Origin of the sequence: Amycolatopsis jejuensis, assembly GCF_000717335.1 — a bacterium.
GTDB classification, from domain to species: Bacteria; Actinomycetota; Actinomycetes; order Mycobacteriales; family Pseudonocardiaceae; genus Amycolatopsis; species Amycolatopsis jejuensis.
In genome coordinates this window covers 1-18,851 of sequence record NZ_JNYZ01000054.1, presented here as the reverse complement: position 1 = coordinate 18,851, position 18,851 = coordinate 1, and the positions used below count along the sequence as shown (strand labels likewise).

The following is an 18,851-nucleotide window of genomic DNA, read 5'->3' as shown; positions in this document are numbered from 1 at the left end:
GGTTCCCTTCACGGACTTGGATTCCGTGAAGGTGGCCTTCACGGACCGCAGGTCAAGAGCAGCCCACTGGTCGGGACTCCGGTACCTGCTGTGACAACCGCGCAGCGAGCGTCCGAGACCTGGTTCGCCGCGGTCCCGCGTACCTGCCGGACAGCTTCCGCGATTCCGTTCATCCCGTGGATGTACGCCTCGCCCAGCTGGCCGCCGTGCGGGTTGAGCGGCAGTTTCCCGGCCAGCGTCAGGGTGTTGCCCGCGATGAAGTCCTTCGCCTCGCCCCGGCCGCAGAAGCCCAGTTCCTCCAGCTGCATCAGCACGTACGGCGTGAAGTGGTCATACAGCACCGCGACGTCCACATCGGACGGTCCGATCCCGGACTGCGCCCACAGCTGCCTGCCGACCACGCCCATTTCCGGCAGCGCGGCGAGATCGTCGCGGTAGTAGCTGGTCATCACGTACTGGTCCGGCCCGCTCCCCTGCGCCGCGGCGGCGACCACCGCGGGTGGCTGCCGCAGGTCGCGCGCCCGTTCCAGGCTGGTGATCACCAGCGCGACGCCGCCGTCGCTTTCCTGGCAGCAGTCGAGCAGGTGCAGTGGTTCGGCGACCCAGCGCGACCCCTGATGGTCGGCCAGCGTGATCGGGCGGCCGTAGAACCACGCCTCCGGATTGGTCGCCGCGTGCGCGCGGTCGATCACCGCGATCCGGCCGAAATCCTCGCTGGTGGCCCCGTATTCGTGCAGATACCGCTGCGCGACCATGGCCACCGTCGCGGCCGGGGTCGCGATGCCCATCGGGTAGTGGAACGCATTGTCCACTCCGGACGAGTTCACCTGTTGCGCTGCGGCCGCCGACACCCGCCCGAACCGCATCCCGGACCGTTCGTTGAACGCCCGATACGCCACCACGACGTCGGCGATTCCGGTCGCCACCGCCATCGCCGCCTGCTGCACGGTCGCCGCCGCAGCGCCGCCGCCGTAGTGCACCCGGCTGAAGAACGTCAGTTCCGGAATACCCAGCTCGCGGGCGAGCGCGATTTCCGCGGTACCGTCCATGGTGAACGACACCAATCCGTCCACATCAGACGGTACAAGCCCGGCGTCCGCCAACGCGCGGCTCACGCATTCCGCCGCCAGCCGCAGTTCGCTGCGCCCGGAATCCTTCGAGAACTCGGTGGCCCCGATTCCGGCGATGGCCGTGGTCCCGGCGAAAGTCATCCCGGCTCCGGCAGCGTAAGCGAAACTGTACCTGTCACGTGCATCCCGAGACTGTCCACAGCGGACACCGACAACTCCACCTCCGCGCCGTCACGGGCAACCACCTGCCCGGTGAAAGTGAGCGTGTCATAGGCATAACACGGCACTCCGAGGCGGATCTTGACGGAGCGCACCAGCGCCTCCGGTCCGGCCCATTCGCTCACGAACCGCTGTACGAGCCCGGTGTCGGTGAGGATGTTGAGGAAGATGTCCTTGGACCCACGCGCGATCGCCGCGTCGCGGTCGTGGTGCACGTCCTGGAAATCCCGGGTCGCCAACGCACTGCTGATCACGAACGTCGGCGTTGCCTCGACCACCATCGGCGGCAGTTCGGTTCCGACCTCGATGCTCATCGCGCCACCTTCCACGCGGGCAGGGTCAGCTCGTCGTCCACCTTCACGAACGCCGCCACCACCGGCAGCCCGACGCGGACCTCGTCCGGTTCGGCGTCCAGCAGCTCGGCCATCACCCGTACGCCTTCCGCCAGCTCCACCAGGGCGACGACGAACGGCAACCGCTTGCCCGGCACCGGCGGATGATGGTGCACGACATAGCTGTACACCGTCCCGTGTCCACTTGCGACGGCGTAATCCGGGGTGGTGTCAAGGGATCCGTCCGGCGGCATCGGGCCGGGCGGATGCCGGAGCACGTCGCCCCAGCGCTGGATCCGCAGCTCGCCCTCGCGCAGGCCGTCCCAGAAGAACTCGGTGTCCTGGCTGATCACCGGGCGCAAGACCGGCGACTGTGGTGCTTCCTGCGGGCGAAATTTCAGCACGCGGAACACCATGTCCGCCACCAATTCCCCGTCCACGGACCACTTCGTGCGGGTGGTCACGAACCAGCCCTCGCCGAGGGCAGTGCGCTTCGGCCCGGTGACGTCCTCGAGCACCGTCGTGGCCGCGACGCGTTCGCCCGGCCGCAGGTAACGGTGGTAAGTCTGCTCGGAATTCGTTGCGACCACCGAGGTGAACCCGGCTTCGTCCAGGACGGTCATCATCGCGCCGAGCGGATCGTCGTCGGCGCGCCCGCCCATGGTCCACACCTGAACCATGGCCGGGGGTGCCACCAGTCCTTTGTGGACGCTACCCGCGGCGAAGCCCGGATCGCAGTACACCGGATTGCGGTCGCCCATGGCCTCGACCCAGTTGTGCACCATCGCCTGGTTCACCGGGTCACGCGCGAATCTCGGCGCACTTTCACCCTGTGCGGCGATTTTCGCGGCGGCTTCCTCGATCGTCATCGTGGTACCCTCGGCAGTCCCAGCCCGGCGGAGGCGATGAGTTCCCGCTGGATTTCGCTGACGCCGCCGCCGAACGTCAGCACCAGGTTGCGTTTCGCCAGCACGTCGAGCCATTCCGCCAGCTCGGCGGTGTCCGGGTCGGCGAGGTCGCCGTGCCGCCCCACGAGCTCCTCCAGCAGCCGTCCGATCCGCTGGAACCGCTCCGAGGCAAAGACTTTCGTCGCCGACACGTCCGCGACCGCCACCGACTCGGACACCGCCACCTGCCAGTTCAGCAGCTCGTTGACCCGCGCCACCGCGAAGGTCTCGGCGAGCACCGCGCGTACGTCCGGGAGGTCGAGCAGCGGCACCCCGTCCGGAGTCCGCCGCGCCGCCGCCCACGCCCATACCCGGTCGTGCAAGCCGCCGATGCGACCGGCCGGACCGAGCATCACCCGCTCGTGGTTGAGCTGCGTGGTGATCAGCCGCCAGCCCCGGTTTTCCTCGCCGACCAGCAGGTCGACCGGCACGCGGACATTCTCGTAGTACGTCGCGTTCACGTGGTGCGCCCCGTCGCAGGTGATGATCGGGGTCCAGGAATAGCCGGGATCGCGAGTGTCGACGATGAGAATCGAAATTCCGCGATGCTTCGGCGCGTCCGGATCGGTGCGCACGGCAAGCCACACGTAATCCGCGTCGTGGCCGCCAGTGGTGAAAATCTTCTGGCCATTGATCACGTATTCGTCACCTTCGCGCACCGCCCGCGTGCGCAACGACGCAAGGTCAGTACCCGCTTCCGGTTCGGTGTAACCGATAGCGAAATGGATTTCCCCGGACAGGATCTTCGGCAGGAACCGCGACTTCTGTTCCGGGGTACCGAATGCCTGCAACGTCGGCCCGACGGTCTGCAATGTGACCGACGGCAGCTGTACGTCCGCGCGAGCAGCCTCGTCCACGAAGAGGTGCTGCTCGATTTCGCCGAACCCTTGTCCCCCATACTCTTTCGGCCAGCCGACGCCAAGTTTACCGTCGCGACCCATTCGCCGCACCACCTCGCGGTACATCGGCCCGTGCCGTTCCCGCAGCAATGCGCGGCGTTCGTCGGGAGTCAGCAGACCGGCGAAGTATTCGCGTAACTGCGCGCGCAATTCCTGCTGTGCGGCCGTCAATTCGAGGTACATGCTCATCCCGCCACTCGTTCGCCGAGTTTGCCGAGCCGATGCGCCGCTCCCCCGACTGCGCGGGCGAGGTCTTTCACCGCCGACGAATACCGGTGCAGCGGATAACTGCGGTCCACGCCGACGCCGCCGTGCAAGTGGTGACAAATCGCGAGCGCGGACGGCGCTTCCTCGGTCAGCCAGTACGCCGCGACGTCGAGTTCGGTGTCCGCGTCGAGCCGTTTCGCCAGCCGCCACACCGCCGACGTCGCGGCCAGGTGCACGGTGCGCGAAGCGACGTACACATCGGCGATCTGCTGTGCCACCGCTTGGAAGGTGGCCAGCGGACGGCCGAACTGCGTGCGTTCGCCGACGTGCCGAGCCGTCAAAGCCAACGCTCCGGCAAGGAGTCCGTCGCCGAGGGCAAGCGCCCCAGCCAGGGCGAACCGGTGCAGAGTCGACAACGCATGTCCCGGCGTCCGGTCTCGCAGGAATTCCTCCACCCGCACTCCGTCAAACCGCACGGTGTAGTCCGTCGCATTGTGTTCCGGAAGCACCTCGACCCCCGGCGAGCGCGGGTCCACCAGCGCAACCGCGGTACCGCCGGGCAACGCGACGGGGGTGAGAATCCGCGCCGACTCAGCGGCGTACGGCACGTGCGTCTTGACCCCGGTCACGGCCCAAGCCCCGTCGGTGGCCGTACCCATCGTCCCGGGGATCGTCGTCAGCGGCGCCGACGGTTCGTGCAATGCCGAGGTCAACAGGCTCTCGCCGGCGGCCGCCGGGGGCAGGAACTCGGCGCGTTGCGCGGGCGTACCAAGCGCCTCCAACGGCAGAATGCCGAGCGCCAGCACGGCGTACGCGGGCACCGCCGCGGCAGTTCGTCCCACCTCGGTCAGCACCGGCGCGACGTGCTCGACGCCAAGGCCATCACCGCCGAGGTCCGCGGGTAAGGGCAGGGCGAGCAGGCCCGCGTCGGCCAGCGCCCGCCACTGCTCGGCCGGTTCGTCCGTTTTCGCGAGCACCCGCGCGGCGAGCGAGGTGATCTCGGCCTGCGTATCGTCAGGGGTGAAGTCCACGCCGGTCTCCCTCCGCCCTAGGTGGAACACGTTCTAGTCTTAACCGGAATGGGCGCGCTCGGCAACCCCCTGAGCCAGGTTGCCGGGCAGCGGATCGGTCTGGTCGAGCAGAGAGGGGCGGAACGCCGACGTGGGTGCGGAACAGGTTCTCAAATCAGCGCTGGGCGACGTCGGCTGGCAGGCCACGCGGAAACTCGCCACGATCCCGTCCACCGCCGGGGTGCCGGACCCGCAGCCGCTCGCGCTGCCGGGCCGCGGGCAGACCGTGGTAGTGGACGTCGGGCCGCGGCACGCGCCCGCGGTGATCCTGCTGCACTCGGTGGCCTGCACCGGGCTGCTCACCTGGTACCCGGTGCTGGAGCGGCTGTCGGTGAACCATCGCGTCGTGGTGTTCGACCAGCGCTGGCACGGCCAGGGAATCCGCTCGCACGAGTTCAGCCTCACCGACTGCGCGGACGACGTCGTGGCGGTCGCGGACGCGCTCGGCATCGACCGGTTCCTCGTCGGCGGGTACTCGATGGGCGGCATGGTCGGCCAGCTCACCGCCCACCGCGCGCCGGACCGGGTCAGCGGGCTGGTGCTGTGCTCCACCGCCAGCAACTTCCGCCGCGGCCTGCGCCAGCGTGTCGCGCTCGACGTGTTCGGCCGCACCCTGCATCTGCTGCGCGACCAGGCGCGAATCGGCCTCGTCCAGGGCGAACCGCGCCGCGAGCGGCTGGCCCGCCTGGAGGATCACCGCTGGGCCCTGCGCGAGTTCCGCTCCACGAGCCCGTGGGCGATCGCGGTGGCACTCGACGAAATCGGCCGCTTCGACTCGACGCCATGGCTGCACACCCTCGACCTGCCTGCCGCAGTGGTGGTGACCTCACGCGACGGCTTCATCGCCGCGGCCCATCAGCGCACGCTCGCCCGACGCATCGCGGGCGCGGCGACGTACGAAATCCCGGCTGGGCACACCGCCTGCGTGTTCGCCGCCGACCTGTTTGTGCCTGCGGTGATGGCGGCCTGCACGTCGGTGCAAGCCGCAGCCCGAAGCTCAGTAGCTTGACACCAGATCAGCCGGGCGCAAGTCCAGCCGGTACGGCCGCTCAAGATGGACGACATCGTCGCCGGTGGCCTCGGCGTCCAGCACGTACTCGCCGTCGGTCAGGCGGAAGCAGCTGAGCGTCGGCTCGGTGGGTTCGATCACCCAGTAGTACGGGCAGCCCGCCGCGGCGAGCCGGGCGGGCTTGAGGAAGCGGTCGATGTGGCGGCTCGACGGCGACACCACCTCCACCGCCAGCACCGGGACGCCCACCAGCGCGCGTTCGGTGAACGTTTCGCGCCTGCCGACCACGACGTCCGGGATCATCACCGTGAACTCGTCGAGCACCACGTCCACCGGCGCGGGGAGGACCTCGCAGTCGGCAGGGCACACCGGGGTGAGCGCGGCGAGGAGGCGCGCGACCACCCGCTGGTGCAGCGGACGCGGGGACGGGCTCACCAGAAGCGTCCCGTCCACCAGTTCGTACCGGCGGCGTTCATCCGAGATCGTCTCCAGGTCCCGACGCGTGAGACGGTCGCCGTGTGCGAACATCGGGACTGTCATCATGCTGCCCCCGCAGGCGGGCCGACCGGAAACGACTCCGCCAGGGTAGTCGGGCACGCGGCGCAGCGCTAACCGTCCCGCGGCGCGCCGCCGACCCGGGTAGCCCATCCGCGCAGGCCACCGCCCGGCGAATTGCTCACCGTGCGTCACCGAATTGCGGATAATTCGCCCCGGACAGCCCAGCAGTGCCCCGCAAACAGGTCCATTCAGTGCGTCCGGACGATTTATCGAAACCGCCATTCGACGTCCAGTAACCGGCCATCACGACAACACTTTTCCGTTGCTTGGCCTGGTAAAACCTTTTTCTGGCAGAAAGCCTACCACCGCCCGTGAGACCATCGCGGAAATGGGTGATTCAGCGGGATTTCACCATTCCGCACGCCATTCGCGCTGCGTGATTAACCGGCCGGACCGGCGCCGCGCCTAGGCTGATCGGAAGTCCCTGAATCCCGTCCCTCCGGTGGTGGTCATGTCTGCCCCCAGCCGTCCGGCGTCCCTCTTCCGCCTCGACGGCAGCGCGGCGGAGCACGACCTGCTCACCGCGCTCAGCCCCGAGCAGATCATCACCGACCGCCCGGTCGACCTGCCGGGTACGCGCGGCCGTCTCGTCGCGGGCGCGTTCCGCACCGAGGCGCCGCACTGGCTGCCGCACGCCGAAGCCCTCAGCGGCGGCCCGCTGGAGCTGTCCTCGACCCTGCCGTTTGCCGTACTGCTCGTGCCGCGCCCGCCGTGGACGTATGCGGTGACCTGGGGCGCCGGGCACCTCGTGCTGAACGACGAGCACGTCGAGCAGGGTTTCGGGCTGCGCTTCGGCATCCGCCGGCTGGACCCGTTCGACCTCGGGCTGATCGCGAGCGCGGCGCTGGACGTGTCGGCGCGGGCCACCCAGATCTCCATCCCCGGCGGTGGCGAACTGTCCGCGTTCCGGCTCGAGCCGTACGGCGACCTCGTGCACCGGCTCGCCGGGTCGGCCGACCTGACCGACCTCACCTACGGCCGGGTCACCGGCAAGCGTTACCGCATCCGCGTCGGGACTTCGTTGTGGGCGCCACTGGCAAAGGATCCCGAAGCATTCCTGGCCGACCTCGACGCGGTCGGCGCCGTGGTGGACGAACCCGATGCGGATTCCGCATTGCGGTTCATCGCGCAGACCCGCCCGATGGACCGCCACCACCCGCTGGTCCCCGAACTGGAACGGCAGCTCGCCGAAGCACTCGCCGGGTCCGGCGCGCTGGGCCTCGCCTGGCCGTCGACCGCCACGCACGACGCGGAGAACGCCGGTTCGTTCCGGATCACCGGACTCGGCCCGGGCGGTCCGATCCACGTACCCGGCCGCCTCGAACCCTCGCATCTGACCGCGCGACTCGGCGGAATTCCCGTGGAGCGGCGGCTGAAAGCGTTGCGCGCCGGGCGAATCACCACGTGCGCCGACGAAGCGGGTACCGAACCGACCGGCGCTCCCCTTCCGGTCGCGCGATGGCTGGTTTTCGAGACCACCGTCGACCACACTCGCTATGTTTTCCATCAGGCGCGGTGGTACCGGATCGGCGAGACATATGTCGCCCAGATGCGTGAACAGGTCCGCGATCTCTTGGCGCACAAGCACATTTGGCCTAGCGTGAGGTGGAACCCGAGTGGACAACCCGACGACGAACATCGCTACTGCCGACGTGTTGCGCGTGAGCCGGGATATCTGTGCCTGGACAAGGATTTCGCCAGCACTCCCCTGCACCCTCGGTTCGAACTGTGCGACCTGCTCGGCCCCGGCGACGAGCTGATCCACGTGAAATGGCTGGGCCGCGCCACCGCAGCGAGCCACCTCTACACCCAGGCGCTGGTGTCCGCAGAGGCCCTGCACGACGAGCCGGACGCCTTGGCGCAGCTCGCGGACAAAGTGTCCACTTTGGAACCGGGCCGGATGCTGGGCGGCGCGCCGGACACGGTCGTCCTCGCGGCCGCGGGACGGTCTTGGAACGTGGACGAACTGTTCACGCTCTCGCAAGTCGCGCTGCTTCGCTTGGATCGCGCCGTGCGGAGTCTTCGCGCCTCGTTGAAGTTCGCTGATATTCCTTACACGGCAAAGAAACGTCGCTGAGCTTCTCCGCCACGCCAAACCTGCCTGATCGACAGGGTATCACCGATAGTGCGGGTCGGGTCACCATCGACAAGGACGAGGTCAGCTCGACGTCCCGGCTCGATCCGGCCACGGTCGTCGAGGCTGAATCGTTGTGCAGGAACGGAAGTTGCCGACCGAAGTGCTTCCAGCGGCGTGAAGCCTGCCGACACCAGCAGCCGCAATTCGTCGTGCAGGCTCGCACCGTGGGCCATTCCCGGTGCACCGAGATGAGCGGCGTCGGTGCCCGCGAGGATGTCGACACCAGCTTCGCGCAGTGCTGCCAGCGTGGCGAGCGCATTGCCGAAGTTTTCCGGCGGGCTGGTCGCAATGGCACCGGACAGGTTGTCAAGCCACGCCGGGGTCAGTTTCGGCCGGACACGGGGATCTTCAGCGAGTTCCGTTGGCTGGCCGGTGATCGACGCGATCACGGTCAGCGTCGGAATCACGAAAATGCCTGCAGCAGCGATCTTTTCGACCAGCTCGGCGGGACACGGACGGTCGAAGAACAGGTGGGTGAGCCCGTCCACCCCTGCATCGACGACCTGCTCCGCGGCCGCCACGGTCATCGCGTGCGCCAGGACCGTCTTGCCGCGCGCGTGACCTTCCCGGACGGTGGCCGCGACCAGTTCGGGAGCGAGGCGCGGCAGGCGCGAGCCGAAGAGGTGACCGTCCTCCACCAGCACTTTGAGGTAGTCCGCACCCTCGCCGATCCGGCCTTCCACGAATGCCGGGACCTCGGACCGGCTCGCGGCCGTCGGCCACGGCGGATCGTCCTCGCCTTTCCGGAGCTGGTGCGGATGCCCGCCCGCGGGGGTGAGGCCGAACGACGGGGAACGCACGTCGGCGAGATCGGCCGATTCGGCGACCTGCGCGCGCAGCGGAATCATCCGTTCCGGGATCGAGAGCATGTCGAGCTCGGTGGTGATCCCGAACGCCAGGGCTTGGCGGAGAGAGTCCGCGTCGGTGTGGGTATGCGCGTCGATCAGGCCGGGAAGCAGCGTCGCGCCGGTGCCGTCGATCAGCTCGGCCCCTTCATGACGACTGCCCCCGACGCGCACGATCCTGCCGTCAGCGACCTCGACGTCGACGATCCCGAGCGACTCCCGGCCATCGAAAACCCGCGCACCGGCAATGACAAAGTGATCCACCACCCGAACCGTAAACGATCACCGCCGGACAGCCAAGGAGGCACTTTCCGGACACCTGGTGAGGTCCGGGTGATCAGGCCGCCTTGCCCAGCTCGTCCAATGCTTCCGGCAACGCATCCGCCAGCGGCCACAGGTCCTTCACCAGCTCCTTTGCCCCCAGCAGACCCACGCCGACCTTGCCGTCGTTCGACAGCACCGTGATGTTCAGGCCAGCTCCGTGGAACACCGGGCCGAGCGGGTACAGGCCGGTGATCCGCGCACCCAGCAGGTACAGCGGCGCCGGCGGACCGGGGACGTTCGACACGATCAGGTTGTGCACCACCGGATGTCGCTCGGCCAGGCGCAGCGCCGAATACGCGCGCACGCCGAGGCCGAAGACCGTGGCCGGGGAGAATTGGGCCCAGTCGGCGAGCATGTCGGCGTCGATGTCGTAATGGTGGTCCTTCGCGCGGCGGTTCGCTTCGGCCAGGAAGAACACGCGCGCCGCCGGGTCGGGCAGGTGGGTGGGCAGCGAGGCGAAGAACGCGGACACCCGGTTGCTCCCGCGGTCGCGTTCGGTGCGCTCGTGCACGGACACCGGGACGGTGGCCACCAGCGGGTCGTCCGGCAGCTCGCCGCGGTCGAGCAGGAATCGGCGCAGGGCACCGGAAACAAGGGCCAGCACCACGTCGTTCACCGTCACCCCGAACGCGTCCTTGACCTGTTTGACCGCGTCGAGGTCCAGCTGGGCGAAGGCGACCGAGCGGTGTCCGGTGATGGTGCCGTTCAGCGAGGTCCGCGGCGCCGTGAACGGCACCGGCATTCCCTTGCCGCGCAACGCTTTCCCGACCCATCTCGGCACCAGTTCGAGCAGCTCGGGCAGCAGCCGGGCGATCTCGATCGGACGGTGGACCAGGGCATCGGCGCTTTCGCGCAGCAGCCGCAGCCGGGTGGGCAGGCCGCCGTTGTGCTGCTGGTCGTCCGGGATCTGCGGCAGCGGGGCGTCCGGTTCCAGCCCGGCGAGGTACCCGATCAGGCTCGCGCCGCCGACCCCGTCGACGCTCGCGTGGTGCATTTTCAGCAGCACCGCGAGCCGTCCGCCGGACAGGCCCTCGATCACGTAGCACTGCCACAGCGGATGCGACCGGTCGAGCCGCTGCCCGGCGATGTGCGCGCAGAGTTCGGCCAGCTCACGGTCATCGCCCGGCGCGGGGAGACCGATCCGGTGGACGTGGTTGTCGAGGTCGAAATCCTCGTCCTCGACCCACACCGGATGATTCAGGTTCCAGAGCGGATTGTGGAGTTTGCGGCGGAATGCCGGGATCACCACGACGCGCTCGGCGAGCCGCCGCCGGAACTCGGGGAACGAGTAGCCGCCGGGCATCGTGGACCCGTCGAGCGTGAGCAGGCCGCAGACGTGCAGCACCTGCGACGCCGTCTCCAGGTAGAGGAAGCTCGCGTCCAGCCCGCTCAGTCGCTGCATGTCCGCCAGCGTAAGCCAGAACGCGGTCCGCGGCGGCGGTAGCATCGGGGAGGTGAAACCGGACTTCCTGACCCGCCGGGCGGTGCAGCTCGGTCTCGCCGCGCTCGCCCTGCGCCCGCCGAAACCGCGGCCCACCTCGATTCCGGTGTTCTTCGCCGGCTGGCTCACCGGCGAGCTCGCGCCGCACCTGCTCGCGCTCACCGCGGCCGACACTGTGCAGCACGTCGTCCGCCACGGCAAGCGCAGCGACCGCGCCGGGCTGGCTCTCGCCGCGTTGTCGGCGGCCGGTTTCGCGTCGCTGATCGCAACCTCGCAGAAGGCGCGCGGCGAGGTCGAGTCGGCGCTCCGCGAAACCCTCGGCCCGGATTACGCCACCCTGCCGGCGGACCTGTCCACGCCGTGGGGCCAGCTGCTGATGCCGTTCCGGATGCACGACCCCGAGGTGGTCCGTGACCGGAATGTCGCTTATGCCCCGGGCGGCAAACGCTTCCTGCTCGACGTGTTCCGGCCGCGCTCGCCAGTCCGCGACGCGCCGGTGCTGCTGCAGATCCACGGCGGTGCGTGGACGATCGGCAACAAGGAGGAACAAGGTCAGCCGCTGATGCGCCACCTCACGCGACGCGGCTGGGTGTGCGTGGCGATCAACTACCCGCTGTCCCCGGCGAACCGCTGGCCTGCCCACATCGTGGCGGCGAAGCAGGCGCTCGCGTGGATCCGTGAGCACATCGCGGAATACGGCGGCGACCCCGGGTTCGTCGCGGTCACCGGCGGGTCCGCGGGCGGGCATCTGGCCGCGCTGCTCGCGCTCAGCCAGAACGATCCGGCACTGCAGCCGGGCTTCGAGGAGGCGGACACGAGCGTGCAGGCCTGCGTGCCGCATTACGGCGTGTACGACATCGCCGCGTCGAGCGGGGCGGCGGAAAGCAGGCACCGGCTGGAAACCCTGATGGCACGGCGGGTGTTCGCTCCCGAGCACCGGCTCGACGACTACCTCGCGGCCTCCCCGATGGACCGGATTTCCGAGGACGCGCCGCCGTTCTTCGTGATCCACGGCAAGCACGATTCACTCGTACCGGTGGAAGAGGCGCAGGAGTTCGTGGCGCGGCTGCGGGCGAAGTCGCGGCAGGCGGTCGTCTACGCGGAGCTGGCGGGCGCGCAGCACGCGTTCGACGTGTTCCCGTCGATCCGCAGCGCGCACGTGGTCCGCGGGGTGGAGCGGTTCCTGGAATGGGTCAGGCGTTGACGCCGGTGAGGGCGAAGAACTCCTGACGCGAGCGGGCGTCCTCGCGGAGCGTGCCCAGCAGGGTGGACGTGACCGTGGACGAGCCGGTCGCCTGCACGCCGCGCAGGGTCATGCAGGTGTGCTCGGCCTCGATCACCACGCCGACGCCCTTCGGGGACAGCTGGTCGCCGAGCCAGCCCGCGATCTGCTTGGTGAGCCGTTCCTGCACCTGCGGACGGCACGCGAAGTGCTCCACCACGCGGGCGAGCTTGGACAGGCCGAGGATGCGGTCGCCCGGCTGGTAGCCCACATGCGCGCGGCCGATGAACGGCAGCAGGTGGTGCTCGCAGACCGACCGGATCGGGATGTCACGGGCCAGGACGAGCTCGTCGTAACCCTCGTCGTTGGGGAAAGTGGTGAGGTCGAAGGCGCGCGGGGTGAACAGCTCGGCGTACGCGCGGGCCATCCGGCCGGGGGTGCCGCGAAGGCTCTCGGAATCGAGGCTCACGCCGAGAGCGCGCAGGAAGTCACCCGCCGCCTGTTCGGCCGCGGCCAGGTCAATGCCGGGATCAGGCTCGTGGACGACGCGGAGGGCGGTTCCGGAGTGCATGGGCGATCCTCAGGCTCTCGGGGGTTTCACCTAGGAATTTTGGTCTTATTCGCCCGCGGAGTCAATGTGACCAGGTGAACAAGCCGGGTAGCGGGTTACGGAACCCTCGCTGGGCGTTATCGTGGGAAGGGTGACGAGTGACCTGGCCACGATCCGCGCCGTGGCGGCGCTGGACGAGGACCTGCGCCGCGGGATGTACGGCTTCATCCGCGGCGCCGGCCGCCCGGTGACGCGCGAGGAAGCCGCGGCGGCCGTCGGGATCTCCCGCAAGCTGGCCGCGTTCCACCTGGACAAACTCGTGGCAGCGGGCTTGCTGCGAGCGCGCTACGAAACCGTCGGCGGGGTACGCAAGGTAGGCCGCGCACCGAAGGTGTACGAGCCCGCGGCCACGGATTTCGCCATCACGATCCCCCCACGCCAGCCGGACGTCCTGGCCGCAATCCTCGTGGACGCCGTCGCGTCGGCCACCCCGGACGAACCGGCCCGCGACGCCGCCCTGCGCATGGCAGGCCACCACGGCGCGACCGCCGGAGCCGCCGAACGAGACCGCGCCCGCCCCGGCCGCCTGGGCACGGAACGCGGCCTGACCCTCGCCGGCACAGTCCTGTCCCGCCACGGCTTCGAACCCAGCCGCGAGACACCCGTCTGCCTGCGGCTGGGGAACTGCCCGTTCCGCCCCTTGGCGGCCCGTGCGCCGGATCTGGTGTGCGGGATGACGGAACGGTTCCTGACGGGAGTGGTGGAGGGGCTGGAGGTACCGGGGGTGGTGGCTTCGCGGGTCATGCCCCGGGATGGTGGTTGTTGTGTGGAGCTGCGGGCCGAGGGGTAGGGGACTTCCTGGGCGGGCTCAACGACCTCGAATCGGCAAGCTCGACTGCCCGTTCACAGGTGGATTCGCTTGACTCAGCCGCCTCGAAGGAGCGCCTCCGGAGGACGGCAACCGGGGAGACCACGATCCTCAGGTCATTCAAAATACCGACTCAGCACCTGGTCACGAACCGAACCGGACAGCCATTCCAGACGGTACCAATGACCGTACAATCGAATCCTTTCCCGCCGCAGGTCCTTGGTGGACTCAGATGATTCGTAATAGTCCTGGATGTATTCTTCATCCCCTTCTGGTGCGATGAAGAGCACGGTGGACTCGAGGACTTCACGAGACGGCCCTGAGGGTTTTCGAGCTCTGGGCTCGAAGCGGCCCAAAGCAACTTTCCTGAGGTGCAGAAACCCCTCGGTCACGGAGCCGGGTCCGGCAGCCACAAACGGATGCAGCGCAGCGACCTGGCCCACCAGCCGGTCCAGATCCGGGGGAAGAGGTACGGGCTGCTGCACCTCCCTCCGTCGCAAAGACCAACGCATACGATCACCCCTTCTTGCGGTACCGCGGGCGCCAGGCCGGAACAACGGCAACGACATGGCCACGGCCCTGCGGAAGCTGCGTGACCGCAGGCGGTTTCCGTGCTGATTCCTGAACGGGCATCGAGCACTCGAATCGGTAGCGATCAGGCATTCCCGCTCCGACGCCACTTGAGCCTTGTCCGTATTCCTGCCGCCAAGGATTTCCATTCGGACAGGACGGTCGAGACCTCCCATGGGTCAGGGAAGTCCACTTCTTCCCTGACCGCCGCTGCCTCCGCAGCGGGCAGCCAGCGCAGGTGCAATGGCTCACCGAACCAGTCGACCCACCCGGCAACCAGTGCCGGGTACGCGTCGGTGCCTTCCGGATCTTCGATTTCGCGGTAGTCCCACGGCTGGTTCGGATCTCCGGTCCGGCGGGCAAGAGTCAGGTTGACGACCTGCTCAGGGCTCAAGTCGGTCACCTTGACCCAGAGATAGCCGACACTGTTCTCACCGTTGAGCGCCTCAGCCACCTTTCCGTCAAAGCTCGACAGGCTCGGCAGCGGTCCGTCGGATGTCACCAGCGCCGCCGGTGCCTGACGTGGAAATTGGTCGTCATTTTTCCCTTTTCCTTCGTTCGCGACTCGAAGTTCGACTGCCGCTTCCCGTGCGTGGCTACGTGTTTTCCGGTCTTGCGTGCCGGCGCCGCGGCCCATACGCGGCCAGCAACGCGCGACGCTCTGATTCCACCACTATCCCCAACTGCCCTGCTTGCGGCTCGCACGATTCGTCTCATGCCGGCGGGCGCTCGTCGCCGCTGGCGATGCGTGCCAGGGCAACGTTCCTCGTGCCGGAATGTGACGGACAGGCGGGCACGTTTGGCTGGCAGCGGCGGCCCACACTGCCTCGCCGGGGCTGCTTCGGCCGTCCGCTGGCGGCACGCGCCCCGGACCTGGTGTGCGGAATGACGGAGCGGTTCTTGACCGGAGCCGTGGAGGGGCTGGAAGTACCCGGGGTGGCGACTTCCCGGGTCCGGGCCCTTGACGGGGACTGTTGCGTGGAACTTCGCGCTGAAGGTCGGGGAATTTCCTGGGCGGCCCCAAGGGTTCCGACCACTCCATCCGGCCATTCGAACAGCAAGGCCTCACGGCCTCCACTTGCTCAACCTGACCGGCGGCCAGGAAACATCGTAGGTAACCCACTTCAGGATGCCCTCGCCTTGCCCGCCGAATATCTTGAGCTGCTCGAAAAAAGGCATCCGGAAGTACGAGAAACCAAAGCTGACCAGCGCTATGGTATGCACCATCAAAGCCACTTGATCCAACGATGCGCCACCGGCGCGCACCACGTTACCCTGGTCGTCATCGAACGTCGCCCGCAATTCGTCAGATAATCCTTCGATTCGTACAGCACATGCACGCCCGGCGCACGGTCGATCGACAGAAATCCTTGCACTTCCTCGACCATGATTCCAATCGAGGGGTCACCACTGCGTGTCGAGCCGATCCGGAGGATTTGCGGCAGAACGCCGGGATCACCCACCGAAGCCGCCGAGTATGGAGCGCCGACAGCGGACAGCCTGCCGTTGATCACGGCTCTCAGCGCTTCTGCCCAGCCGCGCGCAGCTGTAATGGGGCTCGAATCTTCACCAGTCATTTCTTCTTGTACCGAGCCGGCTCCTTCATGATGTGGTAGTGACGGAATTTCTTCGGCAACCGGGAATAGGAGATTCGGAACGTCGAGTTCCTGGGGTTCCGTCCGACGCTCCACCCGATGCGCAGTGTGCGACTCTTGTTATTCCACGTCCCGCCCGGGAGCAGTTTGTGCAGACTTCCCCGGATGTTGTTCGGCAAAAATTGAACGCGACAGGCGCATCCGCGCAATGACCATCCATACGATTGCAACATTCCAGCCACGACTACCCCGAGCGAGGTCGCCAGGCTATTTTCCATAGTCGGGCAAAACTCGAACGTGAGGCCTATTCTTTCGATTCAGAATGGAGTTCATAATTTTTTTGCTCACAGGTTCCTGACCCTCGAAGTATTTCTTGATGTCGGTCGCTTCATCGTCCGACAACCAGCGCGCGGAGTAGCGTGTTCCATACCAGTCGATCTCCAAGGACGAGAGTTCGGCTGCTGTGTCATAGTCTGTGGGATCGGCCCGGTCGCTGTAGAACCACGTATCCTCGTTGGTGTCGGATGACCGAAGGAACTCGAGCAATACTTGCGGGCGAGGCTCGTGAGCGGTCGGCTCGGCGACGGTCACGAAGAGGTAGCCGCGCATGTCGTCACCTTGGCGCATTGACGCCACCCGACCATTGAAATCCCAGGCCTCCATAGCCAACTCCATTCGCGGTCACCAAACCTTCTGTGCCGGACATGGTAGTTGTGCTTCCAGTCGCCTTTAGGTTTGGTCCGTCGCTCGAAGTTCGATTGCCATGCAAGATGCTTCTCCTTCTAGGTCGGTCGGTGGTACTGCCGGAGCCTGTCCTTCGAAAAGAGACAGCGACCACCTGGGCCCACACGCCTCGCTCCCTTCTCCACACCCAGACCCGGCCCGCGACTCGTGACGTCAGGCGTGACGCGCGGAGTCCACCACCCACCTTCACCGTCTTGCCTGCCGCTTGGACGAGTTCGTAGGGCCGCTGGTGCTGGCCGAGCCAGCCGTAGTCCATCGAACCCGGTGAGTTGTCCGGCACGTTCTGTGTATCCACCGCGCCCGACGGCGCGAGGGGCTGGCCGTAGGGGTCGTAGGAGCGCAGTGCTCCGGCTTGGTGTCCGGTGGTGTCGGTGGTGAGGACGAGGTCGCCGCGGATGGAGGGGTGATCAAAGGTCGGGGTGAAGGTGCCGTCGGTGCCGATACGGCTGGTGTAGAGGACCCCACCGGGTAGTGAGATGGAGAAGGAAAGCTGCGGCCTTGTCGGCACAAGCTAATTAGCTTCTCCGGAAAGGGGTCGAGGCCAACGACATCCGCTCACGCCACTGCCTGGCAGATCACCTCGCCCACACCGGCGAGCACGACCAAGCCGTCACTCACTACCTGTACGCGCTCCTCCACGGCAACGACACCGTCATCCGCAACCACACCAGCACACCAACAAAATCGAACAGACCTTCACCGCCCTCAAGACACCCGAACGGCTCGCCGAACTCCGCGCAAACGGCATCACCACCCACGGCACGATCGCAGGACCCTGGCACGTGGACAACGACGACACACCGCCCCCCGGCTACGCACGCAAGCGACTCCGTCAGCCACTCCAACCACAGAACACACTCGCCAGCAACGCGGGCGACGTCGTCCAAGGTGGATGCGTCGCCGGGGACGTTCACATCTGCAGCAACTCAAGATGAGGTCGTGCGCAGTGGAACACGCGAACAACGTGACGAGCCAAGTCAAGAAAGGCAGCAGAGCTTCCGACGAGCCCAAGATCCGCAGCCTCGCGGAGTTCGACGCCGTCGGCTACTCAACCTCCGTGACCCAACCCAAGCCAAAGGAGATTTCCTGAACTGACGGAACAACATAAAAGTCAAGATCCGTCGGCGGAGCAGCCACATAGAGAAATAGGCCGTCACTGCCCGGCAACCACACCATGCCCGGATGGTCGACGCCACCGAATACCAGCGCCAAGTTGCCCAACCACCAGTCTTTGCCGTCGACAGCAGCCACGAACCCAGGCAGCGCATCGGCAAGGATACTGGTTTTCCGACCTTGCCGATGCACCAGATGTGGTTGACGGCCCTTCCCGGCTGCAGTTGCCACGAACTGCAGAACTCGTGCCTTCTGCTCCACTGTCGCTTCATCCGGCCATTGGACTGTCACTGACTCCAAACCGGTCACGCCGGTTACTTTCAGCAGGAACGACGGCAACATCTCGTCGAACGCGCCGATATCGTCACGATAGACAACCAACATGGGGTCCGCGTTCATATCCTCTTCCAAGTTCGGAACACCCGTCGCGGAGTCCTGTTCTTCCCAGTGTGAATATGCCACCGCCCAGCATGTGGCTTAGCGCGCTTCGCATGACGCTTCTCAACGTTGTGCGGTGCATGCAGGGAAATCCGATGGCGACCGAATCCTATACCGTCGCCCCCGATCTTAGCACGCTCAAGTAACTTGTTCGCTCTCTTCGCCGCATTCCTCGAATGCGTGGTCGCAGTCACCCACCGCCCAGCCCTTGTCGCACCCCTGGACGCGACCTTGCCTACCCACTTAACCGCGGAAACCGCACGGCGAACCCATCTCGTAACACCCCCGCTAATTGCGTCGGCCGCATAGGACGCAGCCGCGGCGAAGTTACCCTGAACGGCATTGCCGACTGCCGCTAGCCCACTCGCAATAGCGCCGATCGGGCCGGGAATGTTCGAGACAACCTCGGCGACCCTGGTCACCACATTGACAACGGCGCTGAGCCACCCCCACATACTTCCGTCGAGGTCGACCGCGTTGATCGGGTCGCCGACGACGTAGTCGTAGTCGTTGGCGGAGCCGCCCTCCACCGGGTCGACCGACAGGAACCGGCCCAGCAGCGGGCTGTAGGGACGGGCTCCCATCTGCACCAGCGAGAGCGCGCCGGTGTGTTCGTAGGGCCGCTGGTGCTGGCCGAGCCAGCCGTAGTCCATCGAACCCGGTGAGTTGTCCGGCACGTTCTGTGTATCCACC

At 67.1% G+C, this 18,851-nt stretch carries 19 protein-coding genes; 4 read left to right on the top strand and 15 right to left on the bottom strand.

What is annotated here, in order from left to right; genetic code table 11:
- Positions 1–38: 38 nt before the first annotated feature.
- Genes OO71_RS43870 through OO71_RS43850 form a run of 5 tightly spaced genes read right to left on the bottom strand, consistent with a single transcriptional unit; the run spans position 39 to position 4,705 of the window.
- Complete coding sequence (locus OO71_RS43870; RefSeq protein WP_033296033.1) at positions 39–1,211, bottom strand: lipid-transfer protein; 1,173 nt, start codon at positions 1,209–1,211, stop codon at positions 39–41.
- A complete protein-coding gene (locus tag OO71_RS43865; protein ID WP_033296032.1) occupies positions 1,208–1,603 on the bottom strand; it encodes a MaoC family dehydratase in 396 nt (131 codons plus the stop codon). The genes OO71_RS43870 and OO71_RS43865 overlap by 4 nt, the downstream gene beginning before the upstream one ends.
- The gene (locus OO71_RS43860) at positions 1,600–2,490 is read right to left on the bottom strand and encodes a bifunctional MaoC family dehydratase N-terminal/OB-fold nucleic acid binding domain-containing protein (RefSeq protein ID WP_033296031.1); all 891 of its coding nucleotides are present in this window, start codon (positions 2,488–2,490) and stop codon (positions 1,600–1,602) included. Before OO71_RS43860 ends, OO71_RS43865 begins: the two co-directional genes overlap by 4 nt.
- Entirely contained in the window at positions 2,487–3,650 is a 1,164-nt protein-coding gene (locus tag OO71_RS43855) for an acyl-CoA dehydrogenase family protein (RefSeq protein WP_033296030.1), read from the bottom strand. Before OO71_RS43855 ends, OO71_RS43860 begins: the two co-directional genes overlap by 4 nt.
- A gap of 2 nt (positions 3,651–3,652) precedes the next feature.
- Complete coding sequence (locus OO71_RS43850; RefSeq protein WP_033296029.1) at positions 3,653–4,705, bottom strand: acyl-CoA dehydrogenase family protein; 1,053 nt, start codon at positions 4,703–4,705, stop codon at positions 3,653–3,655.
- Positions 4,706–4,835: 130 nt separating this feature from the next.
- Between OO71_RS43850 and OO71_RS43845 the strand changes: the two genes are divergently transcribed.
- Positions 4,836–5,753, top strand: a complete 918-nt coding sequence (locus OO71_RS43845) for an alpha/beta fold hydrolase (RefSeq protein WP_084145735.1) — start codon at positions 4,836–4,838, stop codon at positions 5,751–5,753.
- On the opposite strand, the gene OO71_RS43840 is transcribed toward OO71_RS43845, so the two are convergent.
- Positions 5,742–6,281, bottom strand: a complete 540-nt coding sequence (locus OO71_RS43840) for a Uma2 family endonuclease (RefSeq protein WP_033296028.1) — start codon at positions 6,279–6,281, stop codon at positions 5,742–5,744. The two genes, OO71_RS43845 and OO71_RS43840, sit on opposite strands and share 12 nt — an antisense overlap.
- A 481-nt stretch (positions 6,282–6,762) precedes the next feature.
- Between OO71_RS43840 and OO71_RS43835 the strand changes: the two genes are divergently transcribed.
- On the top strand, positions 6,763–8,388 hold the full coding sequence (locus OO71_RS43835; RefSeq protein WP_033296027.1) for a TIGR04141 family sporadically distributed protein: 1,626 nt from the start codon (positions 6,763–6,765) through the stop codon (positions 8,386–8,388).
- Here the strand turns inward: OO71_RS43835 and OO71_RS43830 are convergent.
- Positions 8,364–9,557: an amidohydrolase family protein gene (locus tag OO71_RS43830; protein ID WP_033296026.1), complete on the bottom strand. Its 1,194-nt coding sequence runs from the start codon at positions 9,555–9,557 to the stop codon at positions 8,364–8,366. The two genes, OO71_RS43835 and OO71_RS43830, sit on opposite strands and share 25 nt — an antisense overlap.
- 73 nt (positions 9,558–9,630) lie before the next feature.
- Positions 9,631–11,019, bottom strand: coding sequence for a WS/DGAT/MGAT family O-acyltransferase (locus OO71_RS43825; protein ID WP_033296025.1), 1,389 nt, complete (start codon positions 11,017–11,019; stop codon positions 9,631–9,633).
- Between the two features lie 52 nt (positions 11,020–11,071).
- On the opposite strand from OO71_RS43825, the gene OO71_RS43820 reads away from it, so the two are divergent.
- Positions 11,072–12,262 (top strand): alpha/beta hydrolase, encoded by a 1,191-nt coding sequence (locus OO71_RS43820; protein ID WP_033296069.1) that lies wholly within the window; start codon positions 11,072–11,074, stop codon positions 12,260–12,262.
- Here the strand turns inward: OO71_RS43820 and folE are convergent.
- Entirely contained in the window at positions 12,252–12,851 is a 600-nt protein-coding gene (folE, locus tag OO71_RS43815; RefSeq protein ID WP_033296024.1) for a GTP cyclohydrolase I FolE, read from the bottom strand. The genes OO71_RS43820 and folE overlap by 11 nt on opposite strands.
- Before the next feature lie 130 nt (positions 12,852–12,981).
- Here folE and OO71_RS43810 point away from each other — a divergent pair, with 130 nt between their 5' ends.
- Positions 12,982–13,680, top strand: coding sequence for a helix-turn-helix transcriptional regulator (locus OO71_RS43810; RefSeq protein ID WP_033296023.1), 699 nt, complete (start codon positions 12,982–12,984; stop codon positions 13,678–13,680).
- Between the two features lie 134 nt (positions 13,681–13,814).
- On the opposite strand, the gene OO71_RS50730 is transcribed toward OO71_RS43810, so the two are convergent.
- From OO71_RS50730 to OO71_RS52770, 6 genes are all read right to left on the bottom strand, one after another.
- Positions 13,815–14,183, bottom strand: coding sequence for a hypothetical protein (locus OO71_RS50730; RefSeq protein WP_156096853.1), 369 nt, complete (start codon positions 14,181–14,183; stop codon positions 13,815–13,817).
- 170 nt (positions 14,184–14,353) lie between these two features.
- A complete protein-coding gene (locus OO71_RS43805; protein WP_033296022.1) occupies positions 14,354–14,905 on the bottom strand; it encodes a hypothetical protein in 552 nt (183 codons plus the stop codon).
- Between the two features lie 589 nt (positions 14,906–15,494).
- Positions 15,495–15,959: a hypothetical protein gene (locus tag OO71_RS50725; protein ID WP_156096852.1), complete on the bottom strand. Its 465-nt coding sequence runs from the start codon at positions 15,957–15,959 to the stop codon at positions 15,495–15,497.
- Between the two features lie 171 nt (positions 15,960–16,130).
- Positions 16,131–16,526: a hypothetical protein gene (locus tag OO71_RS43795; RefSeq protein WP_156096851.1), complete on the bottom strand. Its 396-nt coding sequence runs from the start codon at positions 16,524–16,526 to the stop codon at positions 16,131–16,133.
- A 1,125-nt stretch (positions 16,527–17,651) separates the two neighbouring features.
- Positions 17,652–18,119, bottom strand: coding sequence for a hypothetical protein (locus tag OO71_RS43785; protein WP_033296018.1), 468 nt, complete (start codon positions 18,117–18,119; stop codon positions 17,652–17,654).
- A partial coding sequence (locus OO71_RS52770; RefSeq protein ID WP_281178541.1) for an RHS repeat-associated core domain-containing protein occupies positions 18,116–18,851 on the bottom strand: 736 nt, incomplete at its 5' end. The genes OO71_RS52770 and OO71_RS43785, both read right to left, overlap by 4 nt.